General features: G+C 53.1%; 29 protein-coding genes. 12 read left to right on the plus strand and 17 right to left on the minus strand.

Annotated elements, in window-relative coordinates:
• Nucleotides 1–38 precede the first annotated feature (38 nt).
• On the minus strand, nucleotides 39–767 hold the full coding sequence (locus tag ACIKP9_RS07780; protein ID WP_400881216.1) for a peptidase: 729 nt from the start codon (nucleotides 765–767) through the stop codon (nucleotides 39–41).
• Between the two features lie 145 nt (nucleotides 768–912).
• Between ACIKP9_RS07780 and ACIKP9_RS07785 the strand changes: the two genes are divergently transcribed.
• Both ACIKP9_RS07785 and ACIKP9_RS07790 read left to right on the plus strand, forming a co-directional pair.
• A complete protein-coding gene (locus tag ACIKP9_RS07785; RefSeq protein ID WP_400881218.1) occupies nucleotides 913–1,953 on the plus strand; it encodes an NADP(H)-dependent aldo-keto reductase in 1,041 nt (346 codons plus the stop codon).
• A 27-nt stretch (nucleotides 1,954–1,980) separates the two neighbouring features.
• Nucleotides 1,981–2,523 (plus strand): GNAT family N-acetyltransferase, encoded by a 543-nt coding sequence (locus ACIKP9_RS07790; protein ID WP_400881220.1) that lies wholly within the window; start codon nucleotides 1,981–1,983, stop codon nucleotides 2,521–2,523.
• 50 nt (nucleotides 2,524–2,573) lie between these two features.
• Here ACIKP9_RS07790 and ACIKP9_RS07795 read toward each other — a convergent pair whose 3' ends face one another.
• Nucleotides 2,574–4,025 (minus strand): methyl-accepting chemotaxis protein, encoded by a 1,452-nt coding sequence (locus tag ACIKP9_RS07795; protein WP_400881222.1) that lies wholly within the window; start codon nucleotides 4,023–4,025, stop codon nucleotides 2,574–2,576.
• Nucleotides 4,026–4,576: 551 nt separating this feature from the next.
• Between ACIKP9_RS07795 and ACIKP9_RS07800 the strand changes: the two genes are divergently transcribed.
• Together ACIKP9_RS07800 and ACIKP9_RS07805 are read left to right on the plus strand one after the other, a co-directional pair.
• A complete protein-coding gene (locus tag ACIKP9_RS07800; RefSeq protein ID WP_400881224.1) occupies nucleotides 4,577–5,572 on the plus strand; it encodes a 2-hydroxyacid dehydrogenase in 996 nt (331 codons plus the stop codon).
• 2 nt (nucleotides 5,573–5,574) lie between these two features.
• Nucleotides 5,575–5,886, plus strand: coding sequence for a DUF1971 domain-containing protein (locus tag ACIKP9_RS07805; protein ID WP_400881226.1), 312 nt, complete (start codon nucleotides 5,575–5,577; stop codon nucleotides 5,884–5,886).
• Here the strand turns inward: ACIKP9_RS07805 and ACIKP9_RS07810 are convergent.
• Complete coding sequence (locus ACIKP9_RS07810) at nucleotides 5,878–6,339, minus strand: hypothetical protein (protein WP_400881228.1); 462 nt, start codon at nucleotides 6,337–6,339, stop codon at nucleotides 5,878–5,880. The two genes, ACIKP9_RS07805 and ACIKP9_RS07810, sit on opposite strands and share 9 nt — an antisense overlap.
• 156 nt (nucleotides 6,340–6,495) lie before the next feature.
• Here ACIKP9_RS07810 and ACIKP9_RS07815 point away from each other — a divergent pair, with 156 nt between their 5' ends.
• Nucleotides 6,496–7,488, plus strand: coding sequence for a helix-turn-helix domain-containing protein (locus tag ACIKP9_RS07815; protein WP_400881230.1), 993 nt, complete (start codon nucleotides 6,496–6,498; stop codon nucleotides 7,486–7,488).
• Here the strand turns inward: ACIKP9_RS07815 and ACIKP9_RS07820 are convergent.
• Both ACIKP9_RS07820 and ACIKP9_RS07825 read right to left on the minus strand, forming a co-directional pair.
• Entirely contained in the window at nucleotides 7,449–7,685 is a 237-nt protein-coding gene (locus ACIKP9_RS07820) for a DUF2798 domain-containing protein (protein WP_400881232.1), read from the minus strand. The genes ACIKP9_RS07815 and ACIKP9_RS07820 overlap by 40 nt on opposite strands.
• Nucleotides 7,686–7,717: 32 nt before the next feature.
• Nucleotides 7,718–8,458: an SDR family oxidoreductase gene (locus tag ACIKP9_RS07825; protein ID WP_400881234.1), complete on the minus strand. Its 741-nt coding sequence runs from the start codon at nucleotides 8,456–8,458 to the stop codon at nucleotides 7,718–7,720.
• A 115-nt stretch (nucleotides 8,459–8,573) separates the two neighbouring features.
• On the opposite strand from ACIKP9_RS07825, the gene ACIKP9_RS07830 reads away from it, so the two are divergent.
• Nucleotides 8,574–9,191, plus strand: a complete 618-nt coding sequence (locus ACIKP9_RS07830) for a TetR/AcrR family transcriptional regulator (protein ID WP_400881236.1) — start codon at nucleotides 8,574–8,576, stop codon at nucleotides 9,189–9,191.
• Here the strand turns inward: ACIKP9_RS07830 and ACIKP9_RS07835 are convergent.
• On the minus strand, nucleotides 9,188–11,107 hold the full coding sequence (locus ACIKP9_RS07835) for a peptidase U32 family protein (protein WP_400881908.1): 1,920 nt from the start codon (nucleotides 11,105–11,107) through the stop codon (nucleotides 9,188–9,190). The two genes, ACIKP9_RS07830 and ACIKP9_RS07835, sit on opposite strands and share 4 nt — an antisense overlap.
• 127 nt (nucleotides 11,108–11,234) lie before the next feature.
• Between ACIKP9_RS07835 and ACIKP9_RS07840 the strand changes: the two genes are divergently transcribed.
• Nucleotides 11,235–11,441 carry a hypothetical protein gene (locus ACIKP9_RS07840; RefSeq protein ID WP_400881237.1) on the plus strand — a complete coding sequence of 69 codons (207 nt, stop codon included), beginning with the start codon at nucleotides 11,235–11,237 and terminating at the stop codon, nucleotides 11,439–11,441.
• Nucleotides 11,442–11,477: 36 nt separating this feature from the next.
• Here ACIKP9_RS07840 and ACIKP9_RS07845 read toward each other — a convergent pair whose 3' ends face one another.
• Nucleotides 11,478–12,704, minus strand: a complete 1,227-nt coding sequence (locus tag ACIKP9_RS07845) for a hypothetical protein (RefSeq protein ID WP_400881239.1) — start codon at nucleotides 12,702–12,704, stop codon at nucleotides 11,478–11,480.
• Here ACIKP9_RS07845 and ACIKP9_RS07850 point away from each other — a divergent pair.
• Complete coding sequence (locus ACIKP9_RS07850; protein WP_400881241.1) at nucleotides 12,695–12,826, plus strand: hypothetical protein; 132 nt, start codon at nucleotides 12,695–12,697, stop codon at nucleotides 12,824–12,826. The two genes, ACIKP9_RS07845 and ACIKP9_RS07850, sit on opposite strands and share 10 nt — an antisense overlap.
• 6 nt (nucleotides 12,827–12,832) lie before the next feature.
• On the opposite strand, the gene ACIKP9_RS07855 is transcribed toward ACIKP9_RS07850, so the two are convergent.
• From ACIKP9_RS07855 to ACIKP9_RS07875, 5 genes are all read right to left on the minus strand, one after another.
• On the minus strand, nucleotides 12,833–13,618 hold the full coding sequence (locus ACIKP9_RS07855) for a transglutaminase family protein (RefSeq protein ID WP_400881243.1): 786 nt from the start codon (nucleotides 13,616–13,618) through the stop codon (nucleotides 12,833–12,835).
• A 13-nt stretch (nucleotides 13,619–13,631) separates the two neighbouring features.
• A complete protein-coding gene (locus ACIKP9_RS07860; RefSeq protein ID WP_400881244.1) occupies nucleotides 13,632–14,600 on the minus strand; it encodes an alpha-E domain-containing protein in 969 nt (322 codons plus the stop codon).
• 4 nt (nucleotides 14,601–14,604) lie between these two features.
• A complete protein-coding gene (locus ACIKP9_RS07865) occupies nucleotides 14,605–16,026 on the minus strand; it encodes a circularly permuted type 2 ATP-grasp protein (protein ID WP_400881246.1) in 1,422 nt (473 codons plus the stop codon).
• 150 nt (nucleotides 16,027–16,176) lie between these two features.
• On the minus strand, nucleotides 16,177–17,856 hold the full coding sequence (locus tag ACIKP9_RS07870) for an ABC1 kinase family protein (RefSeq protein WP_400881248.1): 1,680 nt from the start codon (nucleotides 17,854–17,856) through the stop codon (nucleotides 16,177–16,179).
• Between the two features lie 30 nt (nucleotides 17,857–17,886).
• Nucleotides 17,887–18,222 (minus strand): hypothetical protein, encoded by a 336-nt coding sequence (locus tag ACIKP9_RS07875; protein WP_400881250.1) that lies wholly within the window; start codon nucleotides 18,220–18,222, stop codon nucleotides 17,887–17,889.
• Between the two features lie 158 nt (nucleotides 18,223–18,380).
• Between ACIKP9_RS07875 and ACIKP9_RS07880 the strand changes: the two genes are divergently transcribed.
• Nucleotides 18,381–18,890, plus strand: coding sequence for a C40 family peptidase (locus tag ACIKP9_RS07880; protein WP_400881252.1), 510 nt, complete (start codon nucleotides 18,381–18,383; stop codon nucleotides 18,888–18,890).
• Nucleotides 18,891–18,947: 57 nt separating this feature from the next.
• On the opposite strand, the gene ACIKP9_RS07885 is transcribed toward ACIKP9_RS07880, so the two are convergent.
• The 5 genes from ACIKP9_RS07885 to ACIKP9_RS07905 form a co-directional block, all read right to left on the minus strand.
• Nucleotides 18,948–19,850: a ZIP family metal transporter gene (locus tag ACIKP9_RS07885; RefSeq protein ID WP_400881254.1), complete on the minus strand. Its 903-nt coding sequence runs from the start codon at nucleotides 19,848–19,850 to the stop codon at nucleotides 18,948–18,950.
• 15 nt (nucleotides 19,851–19,865) lie between these two features.
• Complete coding sequence (locus ACIKP9_RS07890) at nucleotides 19,866–20,480, minus strand: superoxide dismutase (protein ID WP_400881256.1); 615 nt, start codon at nucleotides 20,478–20,480, stop codon at nucleotides 19,866–19,868.
• Nucleotides 20,481–20,604: 124 nt separating this feature from the next.
• Nucleotides 20,605–21,120, minus strand: coding sequence for a hypothetical protein (locus ACIKP9_RS07895; protein ID WP_400881258.1), 516 nt, complete (start codon nucleotides 21,118–21,120; stop codon nucleotides 20,605–20,607).
• A 118-nt stretch (nucleotides 21,121–21,238) separates the two neighbouring features.
• On the minus strand, nucleotides 21,239–22,036 hold the full coding sequence (locus ACIKP9_RS07900; RefSeq protein WP_400881260.1) for an EAL domain-containing protein: 798 nt from the start codon (nucleotides 22,034–22,036) through the stop codon (nucleotides 21,239–21,241).
• Nucleotides 22,037–22,168: 132 nt separating this feature from the next.
• On the minus strand, nucleotides 22,169–22,456 hold the full coding sequence (locus ACIKP9_RS07905) for a SelT/SelW/SelH family protein (RefSeq protein ID WP_400881262.1): 288 nt from the start codon (nucleotides 22,454–22,456) through the stop codon (nucleotides 22,169–22,171).
• Nucleotides 22,457–22,653: 197 nt separating this feature from the next.
• Here ACIKP9_RS07905 and ACIKP9_RS07910 point away from each other — a divergent pair, with 197 nt between their 5' ends.
• From ACIKP9_RS07910 to ACIKP9_RS07920, 3 genes are all read left to right on the plus strand, one after another.
• Nucleotides 22,654–24,084, plus strand: a complete 1,431-nt coding sequence (locus ACIKP9_RS07910; RefSeq protein ID WP_400881264.1) for a S41 family peptidase — start codon at nucleotides 22,654–22,656, stop codon at nucleotides 24,082–24,084.
• Between the two features lie 64 nt (nucleotides 24,085–24,148).
• The gene (gene coq7, locus ACIKP9_RS07915; RefSeq protein ID WP_400881266.1) at nucleotides 24,149–24,769 is read left to right on the plus strand and encodes a 2-polyprenyl-3-methyl-6-methoxy-1,4-benzoquinone monooxygenase; all 621 of its coding nucleotides are present in this window, start codon (nucleotides 24,149–24,151) and stop codon (nucleotides 24,767–24,769) included.
• Nucleotides 24,766–25,077, plus strand: a complete 312-nt coding sequence (locus tag ACIKP9_RS07920) for a DUF2322 family protein (RefSeq protein ID WP_400881268.1) — start codon at nucleotides 24,766–24,768, stop codon at nucleotides 25,075–25,077. Before coq7 ends, ACIKP9_RS07920 begins: the two co-directional genes overlap by 4 nt.
• The last annotated feature ends 54 nt before the right edge of the window (nucleotides 25,078–25,131 follow it).

Genomic DNA, 25,131 nt, shown 5'->3' on the forward strand with positions numbered 1-25,131 from the left:
CTTAAGACTTGATTCCTTGCCGAAGCAATACGCCCGATTCAACACCAATCAGGGTTGGGCAAACCGGAAAATACCTGGCGCAAGCCATCCGACCAGCCTTGGCGTATGGTGTTGTAGTAAGGGTCGCTCTCGGTGATACGCTGCTTGCAATCCGCGTGGAAGGTATCTGTGCGGTAAATCAGTAGGTCTATCGGCGCGGCCACGGAGATATTGCTACGGATGGTCGAATCAAACGAGATCAGCACACATTTCACTGCTTCCATGATGTCGCTGTCGTGGGTGATCACGCGGTCAATAATGGGCTTGCCATATTTGGTTTCGCCGATCTGGAAATACGGTGTTTCCTGGCTGGTTTCAATGAAGTTACCCGCCGCATAGACAGAGAACAACCGGGGTGCCTCGCCGCGAATCTGCCCGCCAACAAGGATGCTGGCATTGAAGTCGGTGTTATGGTTTTTCAGGTGCTCGTTATCCAGCTCATACACCACGCGCAACTGCTCACCCACCAACTGGACGGCCTCGAACATATTGGTAACATTGTGCAGCGTCTTGCCTTCATTGAGCTTGATGGCATCCCGCAAACGGTTAATCACCGCCTGGGTAATCGCGAGATTACCAGCCGTCATGAGCGTAATCACCCGCTCCCCCGGCACATCAAACACATTCATCTTGGGGAATACCGCCACCTGGTCTACACCAGCATTGGTTCGGGTATCAGATGCCATGACCAAGCCTTGGTCGAGCAACAAGCCTACACAGTAAGTCATGCGAGAAAGGGCTGAATTTAAGTTGGATTCATCATACCCATGCTCACCAGGCTCGACAATACTGCAAGGGGAGTAGCGCCAACGACCTACGCAAAATGACGTACACTATCAACCTGTTTTTTCGCTCAAACATTCAGGCACGCACATGGAATACCGCAAGCTAGGCAAATCAGATCTCAACGTATCGGCTATCTGTCTGGGCACCATGACATTTGGTGACCAGAATACCGAAGCCGAAGGCCATGCCCAACTCGATTATGCCCTGGCCCAGGGCATCAATTTCATCGACACCGCCGAGATGTACCCGGTGCCCCCCAAAGCCGAGACATTCACCCGCACCGAAAGCATCATCGGCACCTGGCTCAAGCACCAGCCACGCGACAAGATTATCCTCGCCAGCAAGGTCGCAGGTGGCAACCGCAAGCTGGATTGGATACGCGGTGGACCCGACGCGGTAGACCGCGCCAATGTACGCACCGCCATTGAGGGCTCGCTCAAGCGCCTGCAAACCGACTATCTCGACCTCTACCAAATCCACTGGCCAGAACGCAATGTGCCAATTTTTGGCCAATATCAGTTCGACCCAAGCAAGGAAACCAAGGCCTGGGTATCGATCCACAATCAACTTGAAACCCTGGCGGAGCTGGTCAAGGAAGGCAAGGTACGATACATCGGCGTTTCCAACGAGCAACCCTGGGGCGTCATGGAGTTCCTGCGCATCGCCGAGCAATACGACCTGCCGCGCATTGCCTCGATACAAAACAGCTACAGCCTGCTCAACCGCGGCTTCGAGTTTGGCATGACCGAGATCGTCTATCGCGAGCAAGTCAGCCTGTTGCCTTATTCGCCGCTTGCCTTTGGTCACCTCACAGGCAAATATATCGATGATCCGCAGGCCAAGGGTCGCGTCACCCTGTTCCCCGGCTACGCCCAGCGCTACACCAAGCCCAACGTCATCCCAGCCAGTGCTGCATATGCCGAACTTGCGCGCAAGCATGGCCTCAGCCCGGCAGAACTCGCCCTATCGTTCGTCTATCATCGCTGGTTCGTCACCAGCACCATTATCGGTGCCACCAGCCTCGTCCAGCTTGAAGAAAACATGAGCGCATGGCACAAGCCGCTATCTGAGGATATCTTGCAGGAAATCGAGAATATTCATTTGCGCTACATGAACCCAGCACCGTAAGCCCAGCCTCATCTCGACAAGCCAGCAATGAAGCTACCTGATCTGCCAACGGCGCGGCTATTGCTGCGCCCGTATGTGATCCAGAATGCACCCACCGTAGAGGCCATGCTGGATGCACAACGTGCCACCTCTATTTCTACTGGTGTCATTCGCACCGATCCTGCAGTAGCTCAGGAAGCATCGGTAGATGCTCAGGGTCAGCCTCACAACCAGCTCACAGGCATCATCTATGCAGTCATCCGGTACGAAGACGCCGAGCTGATCGGCAATGTCAGCCTGCTCGACATCCACACTGCAGATCAACGGGCGGAGATAGGTTATTGGGTAGGTTCCGCGTACTGGAACAACGGTTATTGCACAGAGGCCTTGCAAGCGCTGCTGAATTTCGCGCATGCCACCTTGGGCATCACCCGCATCACAGCGCGCTGCCTGACCAGCAATCTAGCCTCTATTCGTGTACTGGAAAAATGTGGGCTCGCGCGCGAAAGCTTGCTACGCGCTCACAACCAATCCGGAGGAAAATATGAGGATGTCTTGATGTTCGGGCTTTGCTGGCCCGAACGCAGCTAATCAAGCTGCTATCATCACGGCCTAGCCTGGGCCTTTGCGCATAAGCACCCTCAAGCCAATTTGAATTTGCTCACTGCCTGCGTCAATTCATCCGCCTGATATTGCAATGAGGCTGCCGCTGCTGCGGCCTGCTCAACCAGCGCTGCATTCTGTTGTGTCACCTGGTCCATCTGGCTAATTGCAGTATTCACCTGTTCTATACCCATGCTTTGCTCGCGGCTGGCTGCCGTGATCTCGGTCATGATGCCGATCACGCGCTGCACGCTCTGCACCACCTCTTCCATCGTGGTACCAGCTTCAGTCACCAGCTTGCCTCCGGCAGCTACGCGCTCTACTGAATTACCGATCAGCTCCTTGATTTCCTTGGCCGCAGAGGCCGAACGCTGTGCCAACCCACGCACTTCTGCAGCCACTACGGCAAATCCACGTCCCTGCTCACCAGCGCGTGCAGCCTCCACTGCCGCATTCAACGCCAGGATATTGGTCTGGAATGCAATGCCATCAATCACCGCAATAATGTCGACGATGCGCCTGGAAGCCTCATTGATCGAATCCATGGTCACAATCACTTGCGAGACAACATGGCCACCACGCATTGCCACCTCAGATGCCGAGGCCACAAGCTGATTAGCCTGTTGGGCGTTATCCGCATTCTGGCGCACCGTGGCCGTAATCTCCTCCATTGAAGATGCCGTTTCCTCCAAGGCACTGGCCTGCTGTTCTGTGCGCGAAGAAAGATCGAGGTTACCTGCCGCGATTTCGCTAGCCCCTGTCGCCATAGCATCGGTGCCCAACCGCACGCTGGAAACAATACGTGACAGCCCATCATTCATTTCCTTAAGCGCCAGCAGCAATTGACCGGTTTCATCCCTGGAAGACACCTGGATATCGGCACTCAAATCGCCCGCAGCAACAGTCTTGGCAATCTGGATTGCCCGGCTCAAGGGGCGTGTCACGCTAGTGATAATCCAGTAAGTCATACTGGCACCAAGCACCGTCAGTAGTATCAGCGCCAGTAATACCATCATGATAGCCATATCATGCTGCGCTCTTGCCACCTGCTGGTTTTGCTGACGCAATGCCGCAGCATGTTCACCCACTGCCTGCACGATCTGGTCGATCCTTTGCGTAGGCTCACGATCCATCCCCTTGACCAAGGCATCAACCACCCGATCACTATCGGCATAGGCTGGATCAAAGCGTTGCAATGCCTCAAGGTATTGCTCTTGCAACTTTGCCAAGGCTTCTCCGGCCTCCACCACCATGGCCGCATCCATATCCAAATGCTCAACAATGGCTTGCAGCCTGTGCAAGTCGTCCCTGGCTTCCTCACCACTCTTGATGAATGCCGCGCGATACTTCTCGAAAGCGGCGGCATCATGCCCACGCAACAAGGTATTTTTCCACTCCTGGATTTGTATCTTGAACACCACCTGGGCCTTGCGCGCAGTATCTACCGCATCTTCAACCTGTGATGCCTGTTCCAGGGCATGTTGGAACATTGCATTAGCCCGGGAAAGCGTCATCCAACTGACTAGCCCCAGGACCAATGAGCCGCAAAGCAGGAAAACACTCAGAGCTATCAGGCGGGTGGAAATTTTAAAATGTTGTAGTTGCATGCTTTACTCAGTGTGGAAGCTCATCGTATTGATCACGCAAAACAGACATGACTAATCCCCGGTTAAAACGGGTGTCATGAAACCGTCTTGATGACGTCATATTTCGCCACACTAGTGTTACAACTTGATGTACAAATTACATCATTTAAAAACAATAAGTTATTAAATTACTCGCACATCAGGGTGTCCTTTTTCCGCGCTCACGTGTCATTACTAGTAGAAGTCCTGAAAATTTTAGGGCTACCTGCATAACAACTCGAAGCGAAGTTTATTCGCCGCACATTTCCCTGAACACTGGATGTATCCACCCTCCCCTTGTGGGAGGTTTTTCTTTTTCCAGTGGCCTGTGATCGCCTGCCCCCAAGTGCTTAAACTTGGCGCTGATATTGATTGGTGCTTTAATCAAGCCAGATATCCCATGCAAAGGAACCCCCATGCGTATCGTTTTTTTCAGCACCCAGGCCTATGACAGGGAGAGCTTTCTCGCATTTCCCAAGCCACAGAATGCGGAATTCATTTTTCAGCAACCCAAGCTCACTACAGATACCGCGGTGCTTGCCGCTGGTGCAGAGGTCGTCTGTGCTTTCATCAATGATGATTTATCTGCTCCGGTGCTGGAGAAATTAGCCTCTGGCGGCACCAAGCTGATTGCACTTCGCTCGGCAGGCTATAACCATATTGACCTGGAAGCCTCGCAGAAACTAGGGCTGGCAGTTGCCCGCGTACCATCGTATTCACCACATGCCATTGCCGAACATACCGTGGCGCTGATCCTCGCCTTGAACCGGCACCTGACACGTGCCTACAACCGTACGCGCGAGGGCGACTTCAGCCTGCGCGGCCTGACTGGCTTTGATCTCGTCAACAAGACTGTAGGCGTGGTTGGCACCGGGCAGATAGGCGAAGCATTTGCCCGCATCATGGCAGGCTTTGGCTGCAAGATACTGGCCTACGACCCCTACCCCAATCAGGCCGTCGTCGCACTGGGTGCACGCTACCTCGACCTTGATAGCCTGCTGGCACAATCGCATATTGTCAGCCTGCATTGCCCGCTGGGCCCAACGACGCATCACCTGATCAATACCAGTTCACTCGCCCACATGCAGCGTGGCAGCATGCTGATCAATACCAGCCGCGGCGCATTGGTGGATACACCTGCAGTAATTGATGCCTTGAAAAGCGGTCATCTAGGTTACCTGGGGCTGGATGTTTATGAAGAAGAAGCCGACCTCTTCTTCGAGGATTTATCGGATTTTCCGTTGCAAGACGATGTATTGGCACGCCTGCTGACCTTCCCCAACGTCATCATCACCGCGCATCAGGCGTTCCTCACCCGTGAAGCGCTGGATGCCATTGCCAGCACCACCTTGGCCAACATCGAGCACTGGGCAACAGGCGCGCCACAAAACCTGGTCAGGCTGGAAGCATGAGCATGCACTTGATCCCACACCAATTACCAGACGGCTTGCAAGCCTACAAGTGCACACCGGACTTTACTCCCGAGAACCTGCCAGCGGCCCTGCAATCGCAACACTCGACCAAAGCCGGTGTCTGGGGTTTACTGCATGTATTGGAGGGGCAAGTGACCTACCACCTGGCCCCGCCACATCATGCATCGGCTATTGCCAATGCGGGTGACAGCATCGTTATCCTGCCGGAAATCGTGCACTGGGTAGCATTCAGCCACCCCGGCAGGTTTTATGTTGAGTTTTACCGAGAAATGACACCTGCACCCTCAAGCTGAATTGCCACGAGAGAAGGTTGATTTCAAGATCAGTACCGCGCCCTTGCCAAATCCATAACTGGTAGTAATCAGGCTGGCGAACAAATAGTATTGAAACAAATGCTGCGCCAAATGTTGCGGCGGCTCTGCCTTATCCAGCAAAGGGAATATTCCCATCAACAGGAACAGGCTGGAGTTGGTAAACGCGCCCACCACCATGGCCCAACGCACATGCCAGGGAAATGGCACCCGCGTCGCGTAATACCCCAGGATCAAAGCCGACATCAGCAGGAAATCGATATGCGCCTGCAATACCCGTGTTTGCTTGCCCTGAAAAATATCCGGCAGGCCTGGTACACCGAAATTCAAGCCCACCATGCACCAGGCCAGGATCAGGGCCATGATCATCCAGAGGCAAGCGCCCCTTAACATGACGATATTGGTATTTACTGCGTTTTTTGCTGTTGATTCCATATAAGCTCCTCGTTCATCCGGGGCACATTATGGAATCTTCATCGTCACTCATCTTGCCTAACGCGGTACAAAAAGTTGTCCAAAACGGTACTTTGCCGATTTACCGCACCACCAGCTTTCACTACCATACATGCATCATCCTGGAGGTTTCTCACCATGCAAGCCGTATCGCCATCACACCCGGAAGCATTGTTCCTCAGCACCCAGCAGCAGCCGGCACACTTACGCCACGACTGGCTGCAAGAGACCATTTCCCAGGAATATACCCATGTCGCCATCCGTGCCAGCCGCCAAACGCCACTTTTCAATGAAATGACGATATACCCATGGCAACAGATGCGGCTTTCCATCATTCACTCTAACGGCATTACCATCCAGCGCCGCCCAGGTGAATGCAGCCACAGCAACCAAGATGCCTATTTCGCCGTCATCCTGCTCGCAGGCCAATACCAGCTTGAACAACATGGCAGGGAGGCTTTCCTGCAGCCTGGCGACATGGCTTTATACGATGCCACGCGTGCGCACCGCATCCACAGCCCCGGCGCCTTTTCCAAATTGATCGTCTCTATCCCGCGTCCGCTGCTACGCGGGCAGTTGGCAGGTGTGGAGCATTGCACAGCACGCCGCATCATCGGTACAGAAGGCATGCCAGCCATTAGCACCGGGTTTATTCGCTCGGTCGCGCAACATGCTACCGGACTCGGTCAGCAAGCATTCAACCAGCTTGCGCCCCAGACGCTGGAATTACTGGCGGCTTCGCTTGCCCAGTCCTGCCTTGGCGATATCAAGATCGGCCGCAGTCGCTCCTCCTCGTTACATCGCGTCAAGCAGTACATTGAAACCCACCTGCATGAAACCGGGCTGGACATGCAAGCAATTGTCGATGGCACCGGCCTGAGCAGTCGCTACATCACCAGCTTGTTCACCGATGACGATATGTCGCCAATGCGCCATGTCTGGCAACGTCGGCTAGAAAAATGCCGACAAGCGCTACTAGCCCCTGCCCAACACCACCAGGATATTGCGCAAATCGCCTATCAATGGGGCTTCAGCGACCAAGCGCATTTCAGTCGCAGTTTCAAGCAGGCTTTTGGCTTATCTCCTCGCGCTTATCGCGCATCGAACACCCTATCCTTATCCACGACGTAATCAAGCAAACGGTCTATCCGCGGCGCAATCAAAACAATCGCTAGGAACACCACTGGCCACGCCGTCATGAAAGCGTGGCACCATTGGGACAGAAACACTTGGGCCGGTACACCACGCAATCCCAGGATCACGGCTGACACCAATAAAGAAGTGCTTGCCGACATGATCAGGGCAAACAAGGGCTTGCGGTATCTCACATGCAAGCGCCTTGCCTTCACACGAAACACTCTTACCAAGGCAAGGCCTCGCCATCGTGGAAAAAGCCGCCATTCGGCCCTTCGGCTGGCAAGGTGGCCAGCTGGACGCTGGTCTTGCCGCTTCCCTCAACCTCCATCGGTGCATGCTCGCCTCCCAAAGCAGTCTTAACCCAGCCAGGATGAGCCGCATTCACCTTGATGGCAGTGTGTTTAAGATCATGCGCAAGATGCACCGTATAAGCATTCAAGGCCGTCTTGGAAGTATTGTAGGCAACGCTCTTTGCCTGCTCGATAGGAGAGTCTGGCAGGCTATGTAGGGTCAGCGAACCCAGGATACTGGAGAGGTTGACGATCCTGCCTGCCGGGGAACGCCGGATCAATGGTAGCAATGCCTGGGTCAACTCGACGACGGCAAAGAAATTAACTTCAAAAGTGTCCCGCAACACCTGTACCTCTACCGAGCTACTATTGTTGCCGCCCACCAAGTCCTCTTTCAGGATGCCCGCATTGTTAACGAGGATATCCAACTTGCCAAAATACTGCTCGACGAAAGCCGCAACTTGCGCAGCGCTGCCTGGTCTTCTGGCGTCATAAGACACCACTGTCGCCTGAATGCCAAGCGCCTGTAATTTTTCTGCGGCACTCTTCCCTCCGGCGAGATCGCGTACCGCCAATATCACGTGAATGCCCTGTTCGCCCAATGCTCTCGCTGTTTCAAATCCGATACCGCGATTGGCGCCCGTAATCAATGCCACCTGTTGAGTGTTGCTCATCCTGCTCTCCTAAAATTTTGTACCAATTGGTAAATAAATAGTAATTCACCACGTATTCCGCAGTCAAATATTTTTTACCAAGTGGTACAATATTTCGACTATCAAGGATTCAGGTATGGATATCACAGATCAGAAGAAACGGCGCGGACGCCCCAGCAAGTTTGATGCAGACGCCTCGCTGCAGATTGCCATGCAGCTTTTCTGGGCGCATGGATATGAGGGCACATCGATTGCGGATTTGACAGAAGCCATGGGCATCAACAAACCCAGCCTGTATGCCGCTTTTGGTAGCAAAGAGACATTGTTCGAGATGGCGCTGCAGCAATACATCAGTGGCCCGATTGCATTCGTCAGCGCCGCCTTGGAAGAACCAACCGCCTATCGAGTCGTAGAAAAGTTATTGCTGGATAGTGCGCATTTTCTTACCGAGTCAGCCACACCCCACGGTTGCATGGTCAATACTGGCTCATTAAGCTGCGGGCCGCAGGCTGAGCCCATCAAAGACTTGCTGGTCGCACGCAGGCAATGGTTTGAAAGCGCATTGATTGCCAGAATGCAACGTGCCAGAGAAGCTGGGGAATTAGCAGAGGGAACAGATGCGGCCACCCTCGCCCGCTATGTCGCGGCCATCCATCGCGGTATGAGCGTACAAGCCGCCAGTGGAGCCTCTCGAGAAGACCTGCTGGCGTTGGGACAAATGGTGTTGAATCTATGGCCGGGAAATAAAGATTAAGCAGGACGCTTGGCAAAAAACTGCACCGGCTGCGGTGGCGGCATTTGCAGCACATTCTTGCGCACTTTGCCCATCACGTGCATTTCGCAGCGCTTGCAGTCGAACTTGAGGCTGATCCTGTCCTTGCCGCTGATCAGGGTCATGGGCTCGGCGGTAATCGTGCCTTGCACGCCGATCACCCCCTTGGCTTCCTTCGGGCACATGGCAAAGCTGTAGCGCAGGCAATGCTTGGTGATCATCACCGGCACTTCGCCCAGCTCTTCGTTAGACTCATAGGCAGCGGCCATGGCCTGGACGCCATGTTTCTCGTAAAAAGCCCGCGCCTGTTTGTTATAGACGTTGGATAAATAGCTCAAGGTATCTTGCGGATATTGCGCAGGTGGCTCCACAGGAGTGCCTGGTTGCGGGCGCTGATATCCAATCAAGCGGGTAGCCTTCAGTTGTTCCATCACTTCGCGGCGCAACTGATTGATCGTTGAGGCTGGCACAAACCATGGCTGGCTTAACTGCAGGCTGATAGCCGTCGCCGCAAAATCGGTATTACCAAGCTTGCCAAGGTTTTCCCGCAAGCTGGCCTCGGCTTTTTCCTGATGTTGCGCAGGCTGTTTTTCTGCCTGGCATTGGGCATGGGCCATAAAGCCGTCTTCATCCGAGACAGTGAGGACAAAACCATCATGCGTTTCCTGCAACACCAGCTCCACGGCGATCTTGCGCACGGCGGAATCTTTTTCCAGCAAGCGCATAAAAGCTTGGTCGCGATTGCGGTACACCTTCATGTTACGGCGTATATCCTGCGGCATTTCATTGGGGTACAAGCGATTACCCTGCACGGTGTTGATGCGCATGCCCACCAGCTCCTTGTGCACATCAAAGAAGCATACGCCATCGCCGTTATGCAGCTCCAACGAGGTTTCCACCTCAAAGTAGTCCTTGCCTACCTTGGTCACGCGGCCAATTTCCTCACCAGAAAATTTGGGCGTATCAAAGGCCCCCACATCTTCACCCCGGCCATGGACGAAATATTCTGTGGTGCTGCGATTAAAGGTTTTTTCCGGCTGTGGGGTAAAGCTGTAGATGGGCCGACCTGAAGAAGCGCGGTAATACCCAGGCGTGTCTTCCAGGATTTCATCAAGCAACTGGCGGTAATGCGCAGTGGCATTTTTCACATAGGCCAGATCCTTGTAGCGCCCTTCTATCTTGAAGGCGCTTACGCCTGCATCCACGAGCGCACGCAGGTTGGCGCTCTGGTCGTTGTCCTTCATCGACAATAAATGCTTGTCCTTGGCAAGGATACGACCCTGGCTGTCTTCCAGCGTGTAAGGCAAACGGCACTCTTGCGAGCACTCGCCACGGTTGGCGCTGCGCCCGGTGTGGGCATGACTGATATAACACTGACCGCTGAACGCGACACACAAGGCGCCATGGATAAAAAACTCCAGGTTGCACTGCGTCGCAGCGGCCACCTGGCGAATGGTGTTGAGGTCCATCTCGCGCGCGAGCACAATCTGTGTGAAGCCGACCTGATCAAGGAACACGGCTTTGTCTACGGTACGAATGTCGGTCTGCGTACTGGCATGCAGCTGGATCGGCGGTATATCCATCTGCAACAACCCCATGTCCTGCACAATCAGCGCATCCACGCCAGCGTCATAAAGCTGCCAAGCCGTCTGCCGCGCAGCTTCCAGTTCGTTATCATGGAAAATGGTATTGAATGCCACGAATACCTCGGCATGATAGCGATGCGCATGCATGACCAAGCGAGCGATGTCTTCCACCGAGTTTTCTGCCTTGGCACGCGCGCCGAAAGCTGGGCCACCGATATACACAGCATCTGCGCCATGATTGATCGCTGCAATGCCGTAATCAGCATTGCGGGCGGGGGCTAGCAGCTCAAGGTGGCGACGGCTTTGGGTCATGACGTGTAGGATGGAAGCGAATAGCAAAAGGATGCGCAATATACCATAATCACGCAAGCGATAGCGCCAGATTGCCCAAGCGCATCAATATGATACAAGTCAAAACAACACTGTCGGGAGAGTCACCATGCGCATGAACACCATCCGCAATATCTGCTTCACCATCTGTATTCTGTGCATCATCGCCAGCCTGCTACTCGGCGTGGCCATGATCTGGGATTGGGTCAAGGATTCAGACTTCATCCACAAAAGCTTCATGACCTTGGGTGCATTATTCGTTGCGTCATTACTCACCTTATCTGTCGCCAAAAAGCTGGGCGTGAGCAATGAGTAAACAGCGGTTGACCGGCTAACATCAACCACTTCACCATCAACCCAAGGATGCTCCCGACTTCACGCCTTCCTCTCGTCCCGCCGCTTCGGTGAGCACGGCCACATTATCCTTGGTAAAGAAGCCCTGGAAATCGCCGAAGCGCTGCACGTATTCGACAATCAAGGAAGAATGCTCGGAGGCATTGGAGAATATCTGCTTCAAGCCCTCTTCGCGCGAACCAATGACGTCGAGCAGGAAACCCTGCCCTTGCGAAGCAATGGCGTTCACGACAAATTCAATATGTTCAATCCCTTTGCGCTCGCCATCCTTCACCGCTACAGCGATATGGTGCAAGCGCGGGCCATAGTTGCGAACGAAAGTCTCTGTGGGGGAAGGCAGTTTTTCCAGGTGATTGACGAAATAAGGCGTGTTATTGGCGGTAAACACTTTGGCCGGGCTCTTGGACTCCGGCAAGCCGTGCGCGCTCTTGGTGACGTTGGTAGAGGAGTTCTGGTCAAAGATATTGTACGCACCCCAGAAGTAATAGCTGGACCAGGAAAGATATTCCAGAATCGCCACTTCGCGGTTCTGGCTATACACACGGGTGGCAAGGTGATCAATTGGCAAGAGCAAATCGCCAAAGTCGAGCTTTTGCTGCAAGGTCTTGGCTGCATCATAAGCAAGCTGCACTTCACTATCAATCCGGCTCACGCCCAGCGCATACACACGCATTTCGTCGGGCTTGCGTTCTAGGTAAGCCACAATGTTATGCGTGTAAGGTGAGGGCTTGCTCACCGCGAGGTTACCTGGCAGTTCAAGTTTGCGCACCTCATCCTGGCTAAAAAAGCGGAATTCGCGCTCCTGCTGCAACTTGACCACATCGTGCAGGTTATCAACACGGATAATCTCGCCCATATAGCGGCTATTGGGCTTCTTGGCTCCGACGGGGTAGATTTCATTCAGGCTGCGGAAAATACCGCGCAGGTTCGGGTCTTTCACCTCGCGCACAAGGATATCCGGCGAATTCAGGTCAATGCGCAAGACATGGGTCAGGTGCGTTTCACTCTCCAGCGTCACCAGATAATGGTATGACGTCATGAAGCACAACTCAGCCACATACTTGACGGAATGCCCCGGGTCCACCGTGATCATCAATGCATCAATCTCGTGCACCAACGCCGTCAGGCCCAGCGCATCGCGCTCTTCCAGTAGCTTGACGAGATATTCCTCGAAAAATGGCGAGTTTTCCTTATCCCCGTGTCGGGGGAATTGCAATGAATTCATGCATTTTCCTTGATTACGCAGAACAAGAGCTGCTCAGAAAGCCTAGCTGGCAAGGCGTAACCACGCAGACAGCACATCAAGTACGGCAAGCAGATGTAACGCTGCTAGCGATGCTTGCTTGAAAGCGACTACTGTTGTGCCTGGTCGACTTGCACCCCTACACTCATCGTCTCCAATCCACCACCGACGCGCATGCCACTCACTGGGCAGGCATCGCGATAATCCAGGCCTGTGGCTAGGCGCACATGCACACCATTGGCGCGGCGCCTGTTGGAAACATCATAGCTCGCCCAGCCGTTAGGTAACCAGGCATCAGCCCAGGCGTGGCTTTCCAGCAAACTGCCATCATCATTGAATAGATAACCACTGACATAGCGCGCAGGAATGCCAAGGTAACGGCAGCAAGCAATAAAGATATGGGCATGATCTTGGCAAACACCGCGCCCACTGCGGAATGCCTCTGCCGCGGTAGTATCGACATTGGTCATGCCCCGCTCATAAGGCACCTGGTCGACAATCGCATGCATCATCTCTTCCAGCACTTTCTCATCAAGCACCTTATCCTTGAACTGCACCGCAAACTGACGCAAGGCTACATCCGTATCAGTCAACGGTGTCGCCCGCAGGTAAATCTCTCGCGGCAGGATATCGTGCGCAGGCGGGGTATCCAGGCCGGTTTCCACCTCCCCGGTTGCCAAGATGTTGATCTCTTCGTGCGGGGTATCAAGTACCAACAAGTGCGCTGCATTGCCGTAAGCATCGTCGTGTCGCTGCAAATGGCCATTGACGCGGATCTCCCAGCGCTTGACGCGCTGTCCAAAACCATCCTGCGGCGTTAGGCGCAGCTTCTGGATGGTGTAATTCACGATATCAGTATAGAGATAATGTGTACGGTGGTTGATCGTCAGCTGCATGGCAATGCTCCATTCATTCAGTCTCTGCGGCTAGGCCATTGATCGGCGCATTCAAGAAGGTGCGCTGGATCTCGGCACCGAGATTGTTGTTGGAAATGATGAAATCGGTCAGGAACTCGTGCAGCCCTTCCTGGAAAATATCGTTCATGCGGCCATAGCGCAGCCGCGCATGCAGCTCGCCAGCCAAACGCCGGCATTCGTTGCTGTGCAAGCCACCCACTTGGTCAAGAATCGGTGTAATTTCAGCGAAGCAGGCATGCAAGGAGCGCGGCATATCCTGGCGCAACACCAGTAACTCCGCGACTTTCCAGGGCTCAATCGCATCATTGAATACCTTCTGGTAGGCCTGAAAAGCAGACACTGAACGCAATACCGCGCTCCACTCGTAGTAATCCACTGCTCCGCCCACCTCGGCATCGCTAGGTAGTAGCAAGTGGTATTTCACGTCCAACAATCGAGCGGTATTGTCAGCGCGTTCAATAAATGTGCCCAGGCGTAAGAAACGGAAGGCGTCATCGCGCAGCATGGTACCGAAGCTCACACCACGAAACAGGTGCGATCTCGACTTGACCCAATCGCAAAACTCGCCCAGGCCTTTTTGCATCAAGTCCATGCCGACAAACTGGCTAAACTCTAGCCAAAGCGCATTGATGTTTTCCCAGGTTTCCGCAGAAAGTGTCACGCGCACGGAGCGCGCATTTTCGCGAGCGCTGCGCAAAGCGGAATAAATACTGGAAGGATTATGCGTATCCATCGCCAGGAAGCGCACCACGCCAGCAGCTGTCACCTCGCCATATTCCTGGCGATACTTTTCCACGCCACCGGCAATTTGCAATGCAGGCTCCCACAAGGTGGTTTCGCTCTGCGAGGCGTTGGGCACCAAAGACATGTTGTAAGTCACGTCCAGTACACGCGCCATGTTTTCTGCACGTTCGATATAGCGTGCCATCCAGTACAAATGATCTGCGGTTCTGCTTAGCATGGCATCAATCTTTCAAAATCCAGGTGTCCTTGGTACCACCGCCCTGTGACGAATTCACCACCAGGGAGCCCTCGCGCAAAGCCACACGACACAATGCGCCTGGCACCAGGCTGACGGTCTTGCCCGATAACACAAATGGCCGCAGATCAACGTGACGGGGTGCAATGCCTTTTTCCACCAAAGTGGGGCAAGTCGACAACGCCAACGTCGGCTGGGCAATGTAGTTGGCAGGGTTTGCCAGGATGCGCTGGCGGAAATCCTCCAGTTCTTGCTTGCTCGCGGCCGGGCCAACCAACATGCCGTAACCACCCGAGCCTTGTACCTCCTTCACGACCAGTTCCGCTAGGTGATCCAACACATATTTGAGATCATCGGCCTTGCTAAGCTGATAGGTCGGTACGTTAGAGAGGATAGGCTCCTCACCAAGATAAAAGCGGATCATCTCGGGCACGTAGATATAGGTGTCTTTATCGTCCGCCACGCCAGTGCCAACGGCATTGGCCAATGTCACGCCACCATTACGGTAAACCGAGAGCAGGCCTGGCACACCCAACATGCTGTCGGGACGGAAACTGAGAGGGTCGATGAAATCATCGTCAATACGACGATAGATCACATCCACGCGCTTGGGACCTTCGGTAGTGCGCATATAGACTGCATTGTTACGCACGAAGAGATCTTGCCCTTCCACCAGCTCAATACCCATCTGCTGGGCGATGAAGGCGTGCTCAAAATAAGCACTGTTATAAGCCCCAGGCGTGAGCAGTACTACTGTTGGTTCATGCACACCAGCCTGCGCAACCGCACGCAGGTTGTTAAGCAATACTTGAGGGTAATGCTCAACAGGCGCAATCGGGTAACGACGGAACAATTCGGGAAACAAGCGCATCATCATCTTGCGGTTTTCCAGCATGTAGGAAACCCCGGAAGGCGTACGCAGGTTGTCTTCTAGCACGTAAAAGTCGTTTTCACTGGTGCGTACTAGATCAACCCCGGCAATGTGAGCATAGATGCCCTTGGGTACATCCACGCCAAACATCTCTGGTCGATATTGCGAATTCGCCAATATGCTGGCTGGCACAATGCCTGCCTTGATGATGTCCTGATTGTGGTAGATATCGTGCAGGAACATATTCAGCGCCTTGACACGCTGTATGGCTCCGTCGGACAGGCGCGACCACTCACCAGCAGAGAGTATGCGCGGTACGACATCAAACGGGATCAGGCGCTCGGCACCTGCATCCTCGCCATAAACATTAAAGGTAATCCCTACGCGACGGAACAGTAGCTCGGCTTCCTGGCGCTTGCTCTCAAGCTGCTGATGCGGCACACCTTGCAACCAAGCAGCGTATTCGGCATAGATAGGCCGGACCGCTTCGTCTTGCAGGAACATCTCGTCAAAAGGTTTTTTCTTAGCGGTATCCATGCAATTACTCTCGCAAGGGTCATGCCAGTTAAAAAATCCTTGTTATTCATGACATTAAAAACAACATCATGAATAACTCACACTATTTGCACCAAGATAGTGCAAATAGTGTTCATGGCCAGAACATCAGCACCATGCTGGTTATGCGGCTTAATCCTTGCCTGAGCGCCAGATAGAGATCATCAGCATGATGCCGATGACGAACGCAAGAAAGAACCCCAGGAAACCAAATGCGGGTAAGCCGAATAACTCTGGGCCACCGCGCACAGTCATCACGATGGAAGAACCAATGATCAATGACGCGGTAATCAGCGCCATGGTGAGGCGGTTGGTACTGTGATCGAGCTGATGCCCGAAGTGATCAAGACGCTTGAGGTCAAGATTGAGCTTGAGTCGCCCTTTGCCAGCCTCTTTCAGCACTTGCGACACATCGCCAGGCAAGTCACTCACGGCACCAATGGTCTTGCTGAACCCACGTGTACCCTTGCGCCACAAGGTCTTGGGCATGTAGCGCTCAATGATGATCTTTTTTACAAAAGGCGTGAGATGGCTGACGATCTGGAAATCAGGGTCTAGCTGACGTCCCAGACCCTCCAGCGTAATTAATGCCTTGAACAGCATGGTGAGATCAGGCGGCACCGAAAGGTGATTCTCGCGCATGATGGTCGTGAGGTCATTTAAGAGAATGCCAAAACTAATATGCTTGAGCGGCGCATTGTCATAGGTGCAGATGAACTCATCGACATCCGCCCCCAGCTTATCTTCATCCACCACTGCATGGCCTGCCCAGGCAATGAGGATATCGCGCAGGGTATCAATGTCGCGTGACACCAAGGCAGCAAGCAAATCAGCAATCTCATTGCGCCGGTCTATGCTGATGCGCCCGACCATACCGCAATCGATCACGGCAATCTTGTTCTCCGGGAGGAAGAAAATATTGCCAGGATGCGGATCAGCGTGGAAAAAGCCATCGATCAATACCATCTTCATCACGGCATCGGCGCCGCGAGCAGCCAGCAATGGCAAGTCCATTCCTGCCTGGCGTGCCTCCTGCAGGCTATTGCCCGGTATGCCATCAATCTTTTCCATCACCAGCACGCTTTCACTGGTGTAATCCCAGTAAATCCTCGCAAAACTGGTGGTTTTGTCATTGAGGAAATTGCGGGCAAAACGCTCGGTATTGCGGCCTTCCAACGCCAAGTCCAGCTCGCGCTTCAATGACTTGGAAAACTGATCGACAATCTCGGTGGGGTTGAATCGCTTCGCCTCTTCTACTTCAGCCTCTATCAAGCGCGCGATATGGTGCAACAGGCGCAGGTCAGCATCAATGTTCTCTTGTATGCCTGGCCGACGCAGCTTGAGGATCACCGGCGTGCCATCCTGCAACTTGGCTTGGTAGACCTGGGCAATCGACGCACCAGCCACGGGGGTAGTATCAAAATCGCGGAACACCTCAAATGGCGATTTGCCAAGCGCTTCCTGCAAACCAGGCAGCATCTCCTCAAACGGCACCGGGGGTACTTGATCCTGTAACTTGGATAGTTCCTCTATCCAGTTAGGCGGAAAAATATCTGGCCGCGTAGCCAGCACCTGCCCCATTTTGACAAAGGTTGGGCCCAACTCTTGCAATGCCAACCTAGCGCGAACTTCAGAAGGCAGCTGCATCACCTCACGTGAGGCTTCTGAATTCAGCGCATTGCCTGCACGACGCAGCCAACTGCGCTTGCCAAGGCGCTCTGCAATATCGCCCCAACCGTAATGCATGAGGATGCGAGCAATCGCACGCACACGCTTGAAGTCACGCATTACCGAAATCGTTTCACGCAGCATAATGTTCCCGGGGAAAAACTTACGTTTGTATTATTCGTCTTGATCCAAGCGATCAGCGCGCTGCTCAATACGGGCAGCAACTTCCATGAGTTTATGACTGGCAGCATGTGCCACTTTAACGCCCACATGCTTAACTGCTTGTTTACCAGCGCGTTTCAAGCGGCGGCTGGTACCATGAATGCGCCTGGCCACCGATTCGGCCAACAAGCGTGCACGTTCACGCGGCCCAAGCCGGAAGTGGCTGGCATACTCTGCCAGCGTTTGCTCCATTTCCTCAGGGCTGAGGTGGTGCAGCAATTCACGACGTCTGGCATCGTCCAGATTCGTTTGTAATTTATGTATCAGTGAATAAGTGCTAGGACTCATGATGACAGGCCTTATTCCAACATTAATGAAGTCATTCTACACCAAGCCAAATGCTTGCCTTCTCTTATTGCAAGACAGGTTTTTAGGTGTTGGAGTTTCCCACTTTTCTTAAAGAATTGGTTTACAGAACCGAAAACAAACTTATAGAATCGGGAGCGATGATGAAACTACCTGCCATTTTTGCTGCATTAGTATTGCTCAGCAACACCCCTGCGCTTGCAGGCGAGCGTACCGCCATACAGCAGTTCCAACAGGATGCGCTTGAGGCAACTCAGACCTGGACGGAATCTGTACAGGAAGTGCTCATCAATGCCTTGAGCTTGACAGGCATCAAATATAGTTACGGCGGAAAATCCCCAGAAACAGGGTTTGATTGCAGCGGCTTCGTGCGTTATGTATTCCAGCAATCCACCAGCATGACATTGCCACATGGAGCCAAAGCCATTAGTCAGCTCGGCCAACCGGTCTCGCAAGAGCAACTTCAGCCTGGCGACTTAGTGTTTTTCAACACCTTGAAATCAGCCTTCTCGCATGTGGGGATTTATCTGGGCGACCATAAATTCATTCATGCGCCCAGTTCTGGCGGCGGTGTGCAGGTCGTAGACATGACGGATAACTACTGGTCAAAACGCTTCAACGGCGCTCGCCGTATGGAAAGTAACCCCTAACTAGTATCTAGCCTAGCCCTGCCGGACTGTAGTGCTTAAGCCGCTGAACTCCAGGATTTAAGCAAGTGCGGTATCCAACATCATCATCAATACGAAACCGATAATCAAACCACTGGTTGCAAATACCTCATGTCCTTTGCGGTGCGATTCGGGAATAATCTCGTGACTTACTACAAACAACATTGCACCTGCGGCCACACCCAAGCCCCAAGGTAATAATGAGGCTGAAGAGCTTACAATCGCAGCGCCCAATACCGCACCTACTGGCTCAACCAAGCCACTTGCCATCCCTATCGTGATCGCCGTACGCCGCGAATAACCCACAACTGCCAAGGCCATCGCCACCACGAAGCCCTCAGGAATATCCTGGATGGCAATGCCGGTCGCCAAGGCACCGCCACGCACAACATCACCTCCGGCAAAGCCAACACCAATCGCCAAGCCTTCTGGTACATTGTGCAGGGCAATCGCAAATACAAATAACCAAGTGCGTTTCAATGCCAGGGTATTCTCGCGCTCCATGCCCTTGATGAAGTGCTCATGCGGCACCCATCGCTCCAAGGCAAGCAACAATGCAGCACCAATAATAATGCTGCCCCCTACAATGGAGGCAGCACCCCATGCGCTAGACCCTTGTGCCTGAGCCGCCTCAATACCAGGCACAATCAGGGAAAACGCACTGGCAGCAAGCATGACACCTGCCCCAAAGCCAAACAAGGTATCCATGATGCGGTCAGGCAACTGTTTCCAGAACAGAACCGGTAATGTTCCAGCTGCGGTGGCAAGCGCTGCGGCGGATCCGCCCCAGAAAGCATCACGTACCTGCGGCACACGCCAAGCAGCCTGCCCCCAATCACCCCACAATTGCACCAGCAACAGGACGCAACCCATCCCGGCCAGGACGAGCAACCACAGCCAGAGTTTTTGTCGATGGTTGGCGATGATGAAAGGGAAGTTCATGGCAGGTTCCAGTACTTATTGAGACAAGGCTTCCTGGTAACGACGTGTCACTTCATCCCAGTTAACAACATTAAAGAATGCTCCAATATATTCCGGACGGCGATTCTGGTAGCGCAGGTAGTAGGCATGCTCCCATACATCCAGCCCTAATATAGGCGTATTACCATGGGAAAGCGGGCTATCCTGGTTGGCGCTGCTCTCTACCACCAGCTTCTTCTCCGGCGTTACTGACAACCATGCCCAGCCACTACCAAAGCGCGTCAGGGCTGCCTTGGTAAAGGCTTCCTTGAAAGTATCAAAGCTGCCAATGTCAGCCTTGATTGCGTCGGCGACAACGCCTGTCGGCTCGCCGCCGCCATTAGGGGACATGACTTTCCAGAACAAGCTATGGTTAGCATGGCCTCCACCATTATTACGCACCGGGCCACGCAGGTTTTCCGGCAAGCTATCCAGCTTGGCAACCAGCGCTTCTACTGGCTCATCGGCAAATGGTGTGCCTTCTAACGCAGCGTTGACATTATTGATGTAAGTCTGATGATGCTTGGTATGGTGGATCTCCATGGTCTGCGCATCAATGTGCGGCTCCAGGGCCGTGTAAGCATAATCAAGGGGGGGTAATGTGTATGCCATTATTTCGCTCCTAAGGTATTGGAATCAATGAATTGAGAATCTGTTGAGCCTGACTACCACAGTGTGCTTGCCTGGATCATCTTAGGCTTTTTGCCAAAGAAAATCTCACTGGGTTTCAGAATTTTTAATGTAAGGGCTGATCTTGCAAGCTGCAGAACTGACCGCAGATACGTAAAGTCCTTGTCACTAAAGGATGTTGACTATAGAGATGGCTAAAGTTCAATAACTCTCTATAAGTTCGACGCCCATGACGCTGCGCTGCTTCCCGTAGTGCACAACTCATTGCAGGATCAGCACAAATACGCGACAGGCATTGATGGGCCTCGCATAATCGACAAGCTGCCGTATTGATATCACCCTGACGGGCATAGACATTGGCTAGGTTATGATGGGATACCACATAGGCAGCCATGACAGTATCTATGGCTACCTGAACAGGCTTATCTGCCTGCACGCACTCCTTCAACAGCAACTTGGCCTGCTCAAGCGCAGCTTGGTATTCATTCATGGCACGCTGATCCTGCTGGGCAGAATAAGCCTGATTACCCTCACGCATGGCATTTTCCCACGTGGCAATCCTGTTCTCATGGGCTTCGGCAGATGTGCCGGACATAGTTGCTTGATGCCTGACTGGGCTCATATGCGCCTGCCTATTATCAATAATATCAATGAGAGTAATTATTATTTATTTAAATAAACAACACAACTCCCCTGACTTGAAAATCAGCCGCCAAGACCCAGCAAGATAAAAATTAAGATTAATTGAGCAGGGAGTGTACGTGCAGATTATGCTTGGAGAACAAGCGCCCTTGTACACAATCCACCCGCATTTTCCGCGCCCAATCCAGGGCTGCACAGGTATCGACATCCGTCATCAAGGTTTGTACGCCTATTTTCCTAGCCGCACTCACCAACCAATCCACCATGGCCTGGGCAGCCTTGCCATCCAGTTCCAGCAAGGCGCGGCTGCTGAATTTGACGATCACGGCATCGAGAAAGGCACTGAGGGAAAACATACCCCAGGAGAGTCCGGCATCCTCAAGTGCCACTGAAGTGCCGGATTGTTGCAACAGATCCATCATGTGATGAATACGGAAAGCATCGTGCATGCTGTGGTGTTGCATCACATTAATGACAATCTCACGCTCGGACCAGGCATGCTCCCCAAACAATGCCAGGAAGGGATTAGTCGTATCCTCCCCGCCCGCAAAGAAACTCTCCATGTCGAGATTCAACATCAGCCAGCCCTCGCCAGGAAACTTGGCAATCTGTAGCTTTTTCAATTCCAGCTCCAGATGGAACAGTAAAAGAGGATTCTTGCGCAAATTGGTCTGCAATTTGTGAGCATCCAGTGGCCGCCCATTACGGGCCCAGAAGTGGGCATGCGCCTGGTAGCCCAGCATTTCGGTGGATTGCACATCCACGATAGGCTGGTAATCCGTACCGAACTGGCGCGCCATGACCACATCAAGCAATTCATGAGGAGGCAAGTCGCGCGGCTCTACCTCGCGCTCAAGTAGCAACGCCCCCATCTCGGATTGATTAAATGCATTCATGTTGATGAACCTTCCACAAAATCCCTGTCAGGAAACATCATAAATGAGAACAATTTACATTTAAAGCGTTATTTCCAACTATTTTAGTCGGATATTATTTTACCCTCGTCAAATATCATTATTCTGAGTCATTCATTTGCGATCACTATGTCCCAGGTCACGCTCTGGGTCGATACGATCCCGGATCAATTGCTTCAACTCCTTGGATTCCGGAAAGCGCTCCTGTTCCTTGCGTGAGAATAACAGTTCACCATTCAGCCTCACTTCAAAAATCCCACCTGTCCCAGGAACCAGACTGACGCGCCCAAGGTCTGTATCGAAGGTTGTCAGCAGTTCCTGTGCCATCCAGGCAGCACGTAACAACCAACGGCACTGCGTGCAATATTCGATTTCTACTTCGGGTAACTTGGACAAGCTCATCGGCGCATGACTCCATATGTAAAATTAAAGAAATTTAGCGTTCAAGTGATTGAAAAGCAAAAAATGACTGTGCGATACTCTGCATCGCTTTGCAATGACAAGATAAATATCGGAAAATGGGCTCGTCGCTCCCCGTCTTCACAATATAATCGTTAGTATTCAACCATTCTGGTTTTTCCATCGAGGAATTGTTTTACATGCGTAAACTTAAAAAGATCGGCTTGATTGTCGTAGGCCCGTTGCTTGGTGTCATGCTAAGCCTGAGCTATTCCGCCATTGCGGACAAAGAAACCAAGCCGCAATTGCCACTGGATGACCTACGCACATTTGCCGAAGTATTCGGCAAGATCAAGAGCGACTATGTAGAACCTGTAGAAGACAAGAAACTCCTCACCGAGGCCATAAACGGCATGCTTTCCGGCTTGGACCCTCATTCAGCCTACCTGGATGCTGATGCATTCAAAGACTTGCAAGCTGGAACCCAGGGCGAGTTTGGCGGCCTGGGTATTGAAGTCGGCATGGAAGACGGTTTCGTCAAGGTCGTTGCCCCGATTGAGGATACCCCCGCATACAAGGCCGGCCTCAAGAGCGGCGACCTCATCATGAAGCTGGATGACACACCAGTAAAAGGCCTATCGCTGAATGATGCCGTCAAGCGCATGCGCGGCAAGCCTGATACCAAGATTACACTGACCGTGTTACGCAAGGGCGAGGCCAAGCCACTGACCTTTGTATTAACCCGCGCTATTATCAAAACGCAGAGCGTCAAGTACAAGCTATCCGAACCTGGCTACGCCTATATCCGCATCACCCAGTTCCAAGAGCATACTGGTGAGGACTTGGCCAAAGCCATCAAAACCCTGCGCGAACAGAACAAAGAAGCCTTCAAGGGCCTGATCCTTGACCTGCGTAATAACCCCGGCGGCCTGCTCAATGCTGGTGTCGGTGTTTCTGCCGCCTTCCTGCCCAAGGGCGAACTGGTGGTGTATACCGAAGGCCGTGGTGAAGAAGCCAAGATGCGCCTGACCGCCAATCCGGAAAACTACGTACGTGGCGGCGCACGTGCCGACTACCTGCGCGACCTGCCCGCTGACCTCAAGACCTTGCCATTGGTGGTATTGGTCAATGGTGGTTCCGCATCCGCATCCGAAATCGTGGCAGGCGCCCTGCAAGACCACAAGCGCGCCATCATCCTGGGCACTCAAACCTTTGGTAAAGGCTCTGTGCAAACCATCCTGCCAATGAATAACGGCGCGGCCATCAAGCTGACAACAGCGCGTTATTTCACGCCAAAGGGTCGCTCCATCCAGGCCAAGGGCATCGTGCCTGACATTCTGGTAGAAGAAGCCACTGTGAACTCGCAGGAACATGCTGCCATGTTGCGCGAGGCAGACCTAAGCCGTCACTTGAGCAACCCCAAGGAAGCGGAAGAAGCACCTATCGTGCAACCAGCCCCTGCTGAAGAAAAAGACAGCAAACCAGCGACGCCTGCAGAACCTGACAGCAAGGATCAAAAAGATAAGGCAGCAACACCAGCTGGCCCGATTGAACCAGGTTCCAAGGCAGACTACCAGTTCAACCAGGCACTCAACCTGCTCAAGGGCCTGCAAATTCTGCAACGTAAATAAGCGCTTACCCAGGCCGCCACTAGGCGGCCTGTTTTGCTGTTAACCTCGCACTACCGACCCCACCATGCTAGACCGACTAATCATCGAATTCGACAAAAGCCTGCGTACCTTGTTGGCCACACCCAACAGCCAGCGTGCCCATCCAGGCCAAGCACTACCCGAAACCCTTACCGAGAGGCAAGACAAGCAGCATGCTGCTGCCTTGATGCGAGTCAATCATACCGGTGAGATTTGTGCACAAGCCTTGTACAACGGGCAGGCCATTACGGCACGCAATCCCGCTACAGCCGCAGTATTACGTACTGCGGCACAGGAAGAAACCGAACATCTTGCCTGGTGCGAGAAACGCATCAAGGAATTAGGCAGCCATACCAGCCTCCTCAACCCACTGTTCTACGGTGGCTCCTTTGGCTTAGGACTGCTCGCAGGCGCACTCGGTGACCGCTGGAACCTAGGCTTTGTGGCTGAAACAGAACATCAAGTGGCTGCCCATTTGGCACGACATCTTGAAACATTGCCTGCGCATGACCAGAAAAGCCGCGCCATTGTCAGCCAAATGCAAGCTGATGAAGCCGGGCATGCGCAACAGGCGATTGCACAAGGCGCAGCTGCTCTACCCTTCCCGGTGAAGACCGGCATGCGACTTCTTTCCACCATCATGACAACCACGACCTATCATCTATGACAACATTCAGTACCATCCTGGCTGGCCTCGAAGCCAGCGACCATATCCAGAAAATCGAACTGCTTGATACCAAAGGCGCGATTGCAGCCACGATTGAGAACAAACCTGGTAGCCAAGGCTCAATCAAGGTTTACCATCATTTATACAAGAAATACGGCAGCATTAATGTTGCCGCAGCCCGTGATGGGCTGGAGATTTATGCAGAACATACTTCCGATGCCGAAGCCAACCCAGGCAAGCATCCCAATATTGATCGCCTATTCGAGATCATCCAGACAGAACAACAACTCAGCGTAAGAGTTATCTAATCCTCTTCATAACAGCATCCCAAGCCCCGCAATGCGGGGCTTTTTTATTGCCGC

The organism is Methylobacillus methanolivorans (genome assembly GCF_044751345.1).
GTDB lineage: Bacteria > Pseudomonadota > Gammaproteobacteria > Burkholderiales > Methylophilaceae > Methylobacillus > Methylobacillus methanolivorans.

Coding starts and splice junctions, on each gene's coding strand:
- ACIKP9_RS07780 (WP_400881216.1), bottom strand. CDS start 767: ATGACTTACTGTGTAGGCTTGTTGCTCGACCAAGGCTTGGTCATGGCA.
- ACIKP9_RS07785 (WP_400881218.1), top strand. CDS start 913: ATGGAATACCGCAAGCTAGGCAAATCAGATCTCAACGTATCGGCTATC.
- ACIKP9_RS07790 (WP_400881220.1), top strand. CDS start 1,981: ATGAAGCTACCTGATCTGCCAACGGCGCGGCTATTGCTGCGCCCGTAT.
- ACIKP9_RS07795 (WP_400881222.1), bottom strand. CDS start 4,025: ATGTTCCAACATGCCCTGGAACAGGCATCACAGGTTGAAGATGCGGTA.
- ACIKP9_RS07800 (WP_400881224.1), top strand. CDS start 4,577: ATGCGTATCGTTTTTTTCAGCACCCAGGCCTATGACAGGGAGAGCTTT.
- ACIKP9_RS07805 (WP_400881226.1), top strand. CDS start 5,575: ATGCACTTGATCCCACACCAATTACCAGACGGCTTGCAAGCCTACAAG.
- ACIKP9_RS07810 (WP_400881228.1), bottom strand. CDS start 6,339: ATGGAATCAACAGCAAAAAACGCAGTAAATACCAATATCGTCATGTTA.
- ACIKP9_RS07815 (WP_400881230.1), top strand. CDS start 6,496: ATGCAAGCCGTATCGCCATCACACCCGGAAGCATTGTTCCTCAGCACC.
- ACIKP9_RS07825 (WP_400881234.1), bottom strand. CDS start 8,458: ATGAGCAACACTCAACAGGTGGCATTGATTACGGGCGCCAATCGCGGT.
- ACIKP9_RS07830 (WP_400881236.1), top strand. CDS start 8,574: ATGGATATCACAGATCAGAAGAAACGGCGCGGACGCCCCAGCAAGTTT.
- ACIKP9_RS07835 (WP_400881908.1), bottom strand. CDS start 11,107: ATGACCCAAAGCCGTCGCCACCTTGAGCTGCTAGCCCCCGCCCGCAAT.
- ACIKP9_RS07840 (WP_400881237.1), top strand. CDS start 11,235: ATGCGCATGAACACCATCCGCAATATCTGCTTCACCATCTGTATTCTG.
- ACIKP9_RS07850 (WP_400881241.1), top strand. CDS start 12,695: ATGAATTCATGCATTTTCCTTGATTACGCAGAACAAGAGCTGCTCAGA.
- ACIKP9_RS07845 (WP_400881239.1), bottom strand. CDS start 12,704: ATGAATTCATTGCAATTCCCCCGACACGGGGATAAGGAAAACTCGCCA.
- ACIKP9_RS07855 (WP_400881243.1), bottom strand. CDS start 13,618: ATGCAGCTGACGATCAACCACCGTACACATTATCTCTATACTGATATC.
- ACIKP9_RS07860 (WP_400881244.1), bottom strand. CDS start 14,600: ATGCTAAGCAGAACCGCAGATCATTTGTACTGGATGGCACGCTATATC.
- ACIKP9_RS07865 (WP_400881246.1), bottom strand. CDS start 16,026: ATGGATACCGCTAAGAAAAAACCTTTTGACGAGATGTTCCTGCAAGAC.
- ACIKP9_RS07870 (WP_400881248.1), bottom strand. CDS start 17,856: ATGCTGCGTGAAACGATTTCGGTAATGCGTGACTTCAAGCGTGTGCGT.
- ACIKP9_RS07875 (WP_400881250.1), bottom strand. CDS start 18,222: ATGAGTCCTAGCACTTATTCACTGATACATAAATTACAAACGAATCTG.
- ACIKP9_RS07880 (WP_400881252.1), top strand. CDS start 18,381: ATGATGAAACTACCTGCCATTTTTGCTGCATTAGTATTGCTCAGCAAC.
- ACIKP9_RS07885 (WP_400881254.1), bottom strand. CDS start 19,850: ATGAACTTCCCTTTCATCATCGCCAACCATCGACAAAAACTCTGGCTG.
- ACIKP9_RS07890 (WP_400881256.1), bottom strand. CDS start 20,480: ATGGCATACACATTACCCCCCCTTGATTATGCTTACACGGCCCTGGAG.
- ACIKP9_RS07895 (WP_400881258.1), bottom strand. CDS start 21,120: ATGAGCCCAGTCAGGCATCAAGCAACTATGTCCGGCACATCTGCCGAA.
- ACIKP9_RS07900 (WP_400881260.1), bottom strand. CDS start 22,036: ATGAATGCATTTAATCAATCCGAGATGGGGGCGTTGCTACTTGAGCGC.
- ACIKP9_RS07905 (WP_400881262.1), bottom strand. CDS start 22,456: ATGAGCTTGTCCAAGTTACCCGAAGTAGAAATCGAATATTGCACGCAG.
- ACIKP9_RS07910 (WP_400881264.1), top strand. CDS start 22,654: ATGCGTAAACTTAAAAAGATCGGCTTGATTGTCGTAGGCCCGTTGCTT.
- coq7 (WP_400881266.1), top strand. CDS start 24,149: ATGCTAGACCGACTAATCATCGAATTCGACAAAAGCCTGCGTACCTTG.
- ACIKP9_RS07920 (WP_400881268.1), top strand. CDS start 24,766: ATGACAACATTCAGTACCATCCTGGCTGGCCTCGAAGCCAGCGACCAT.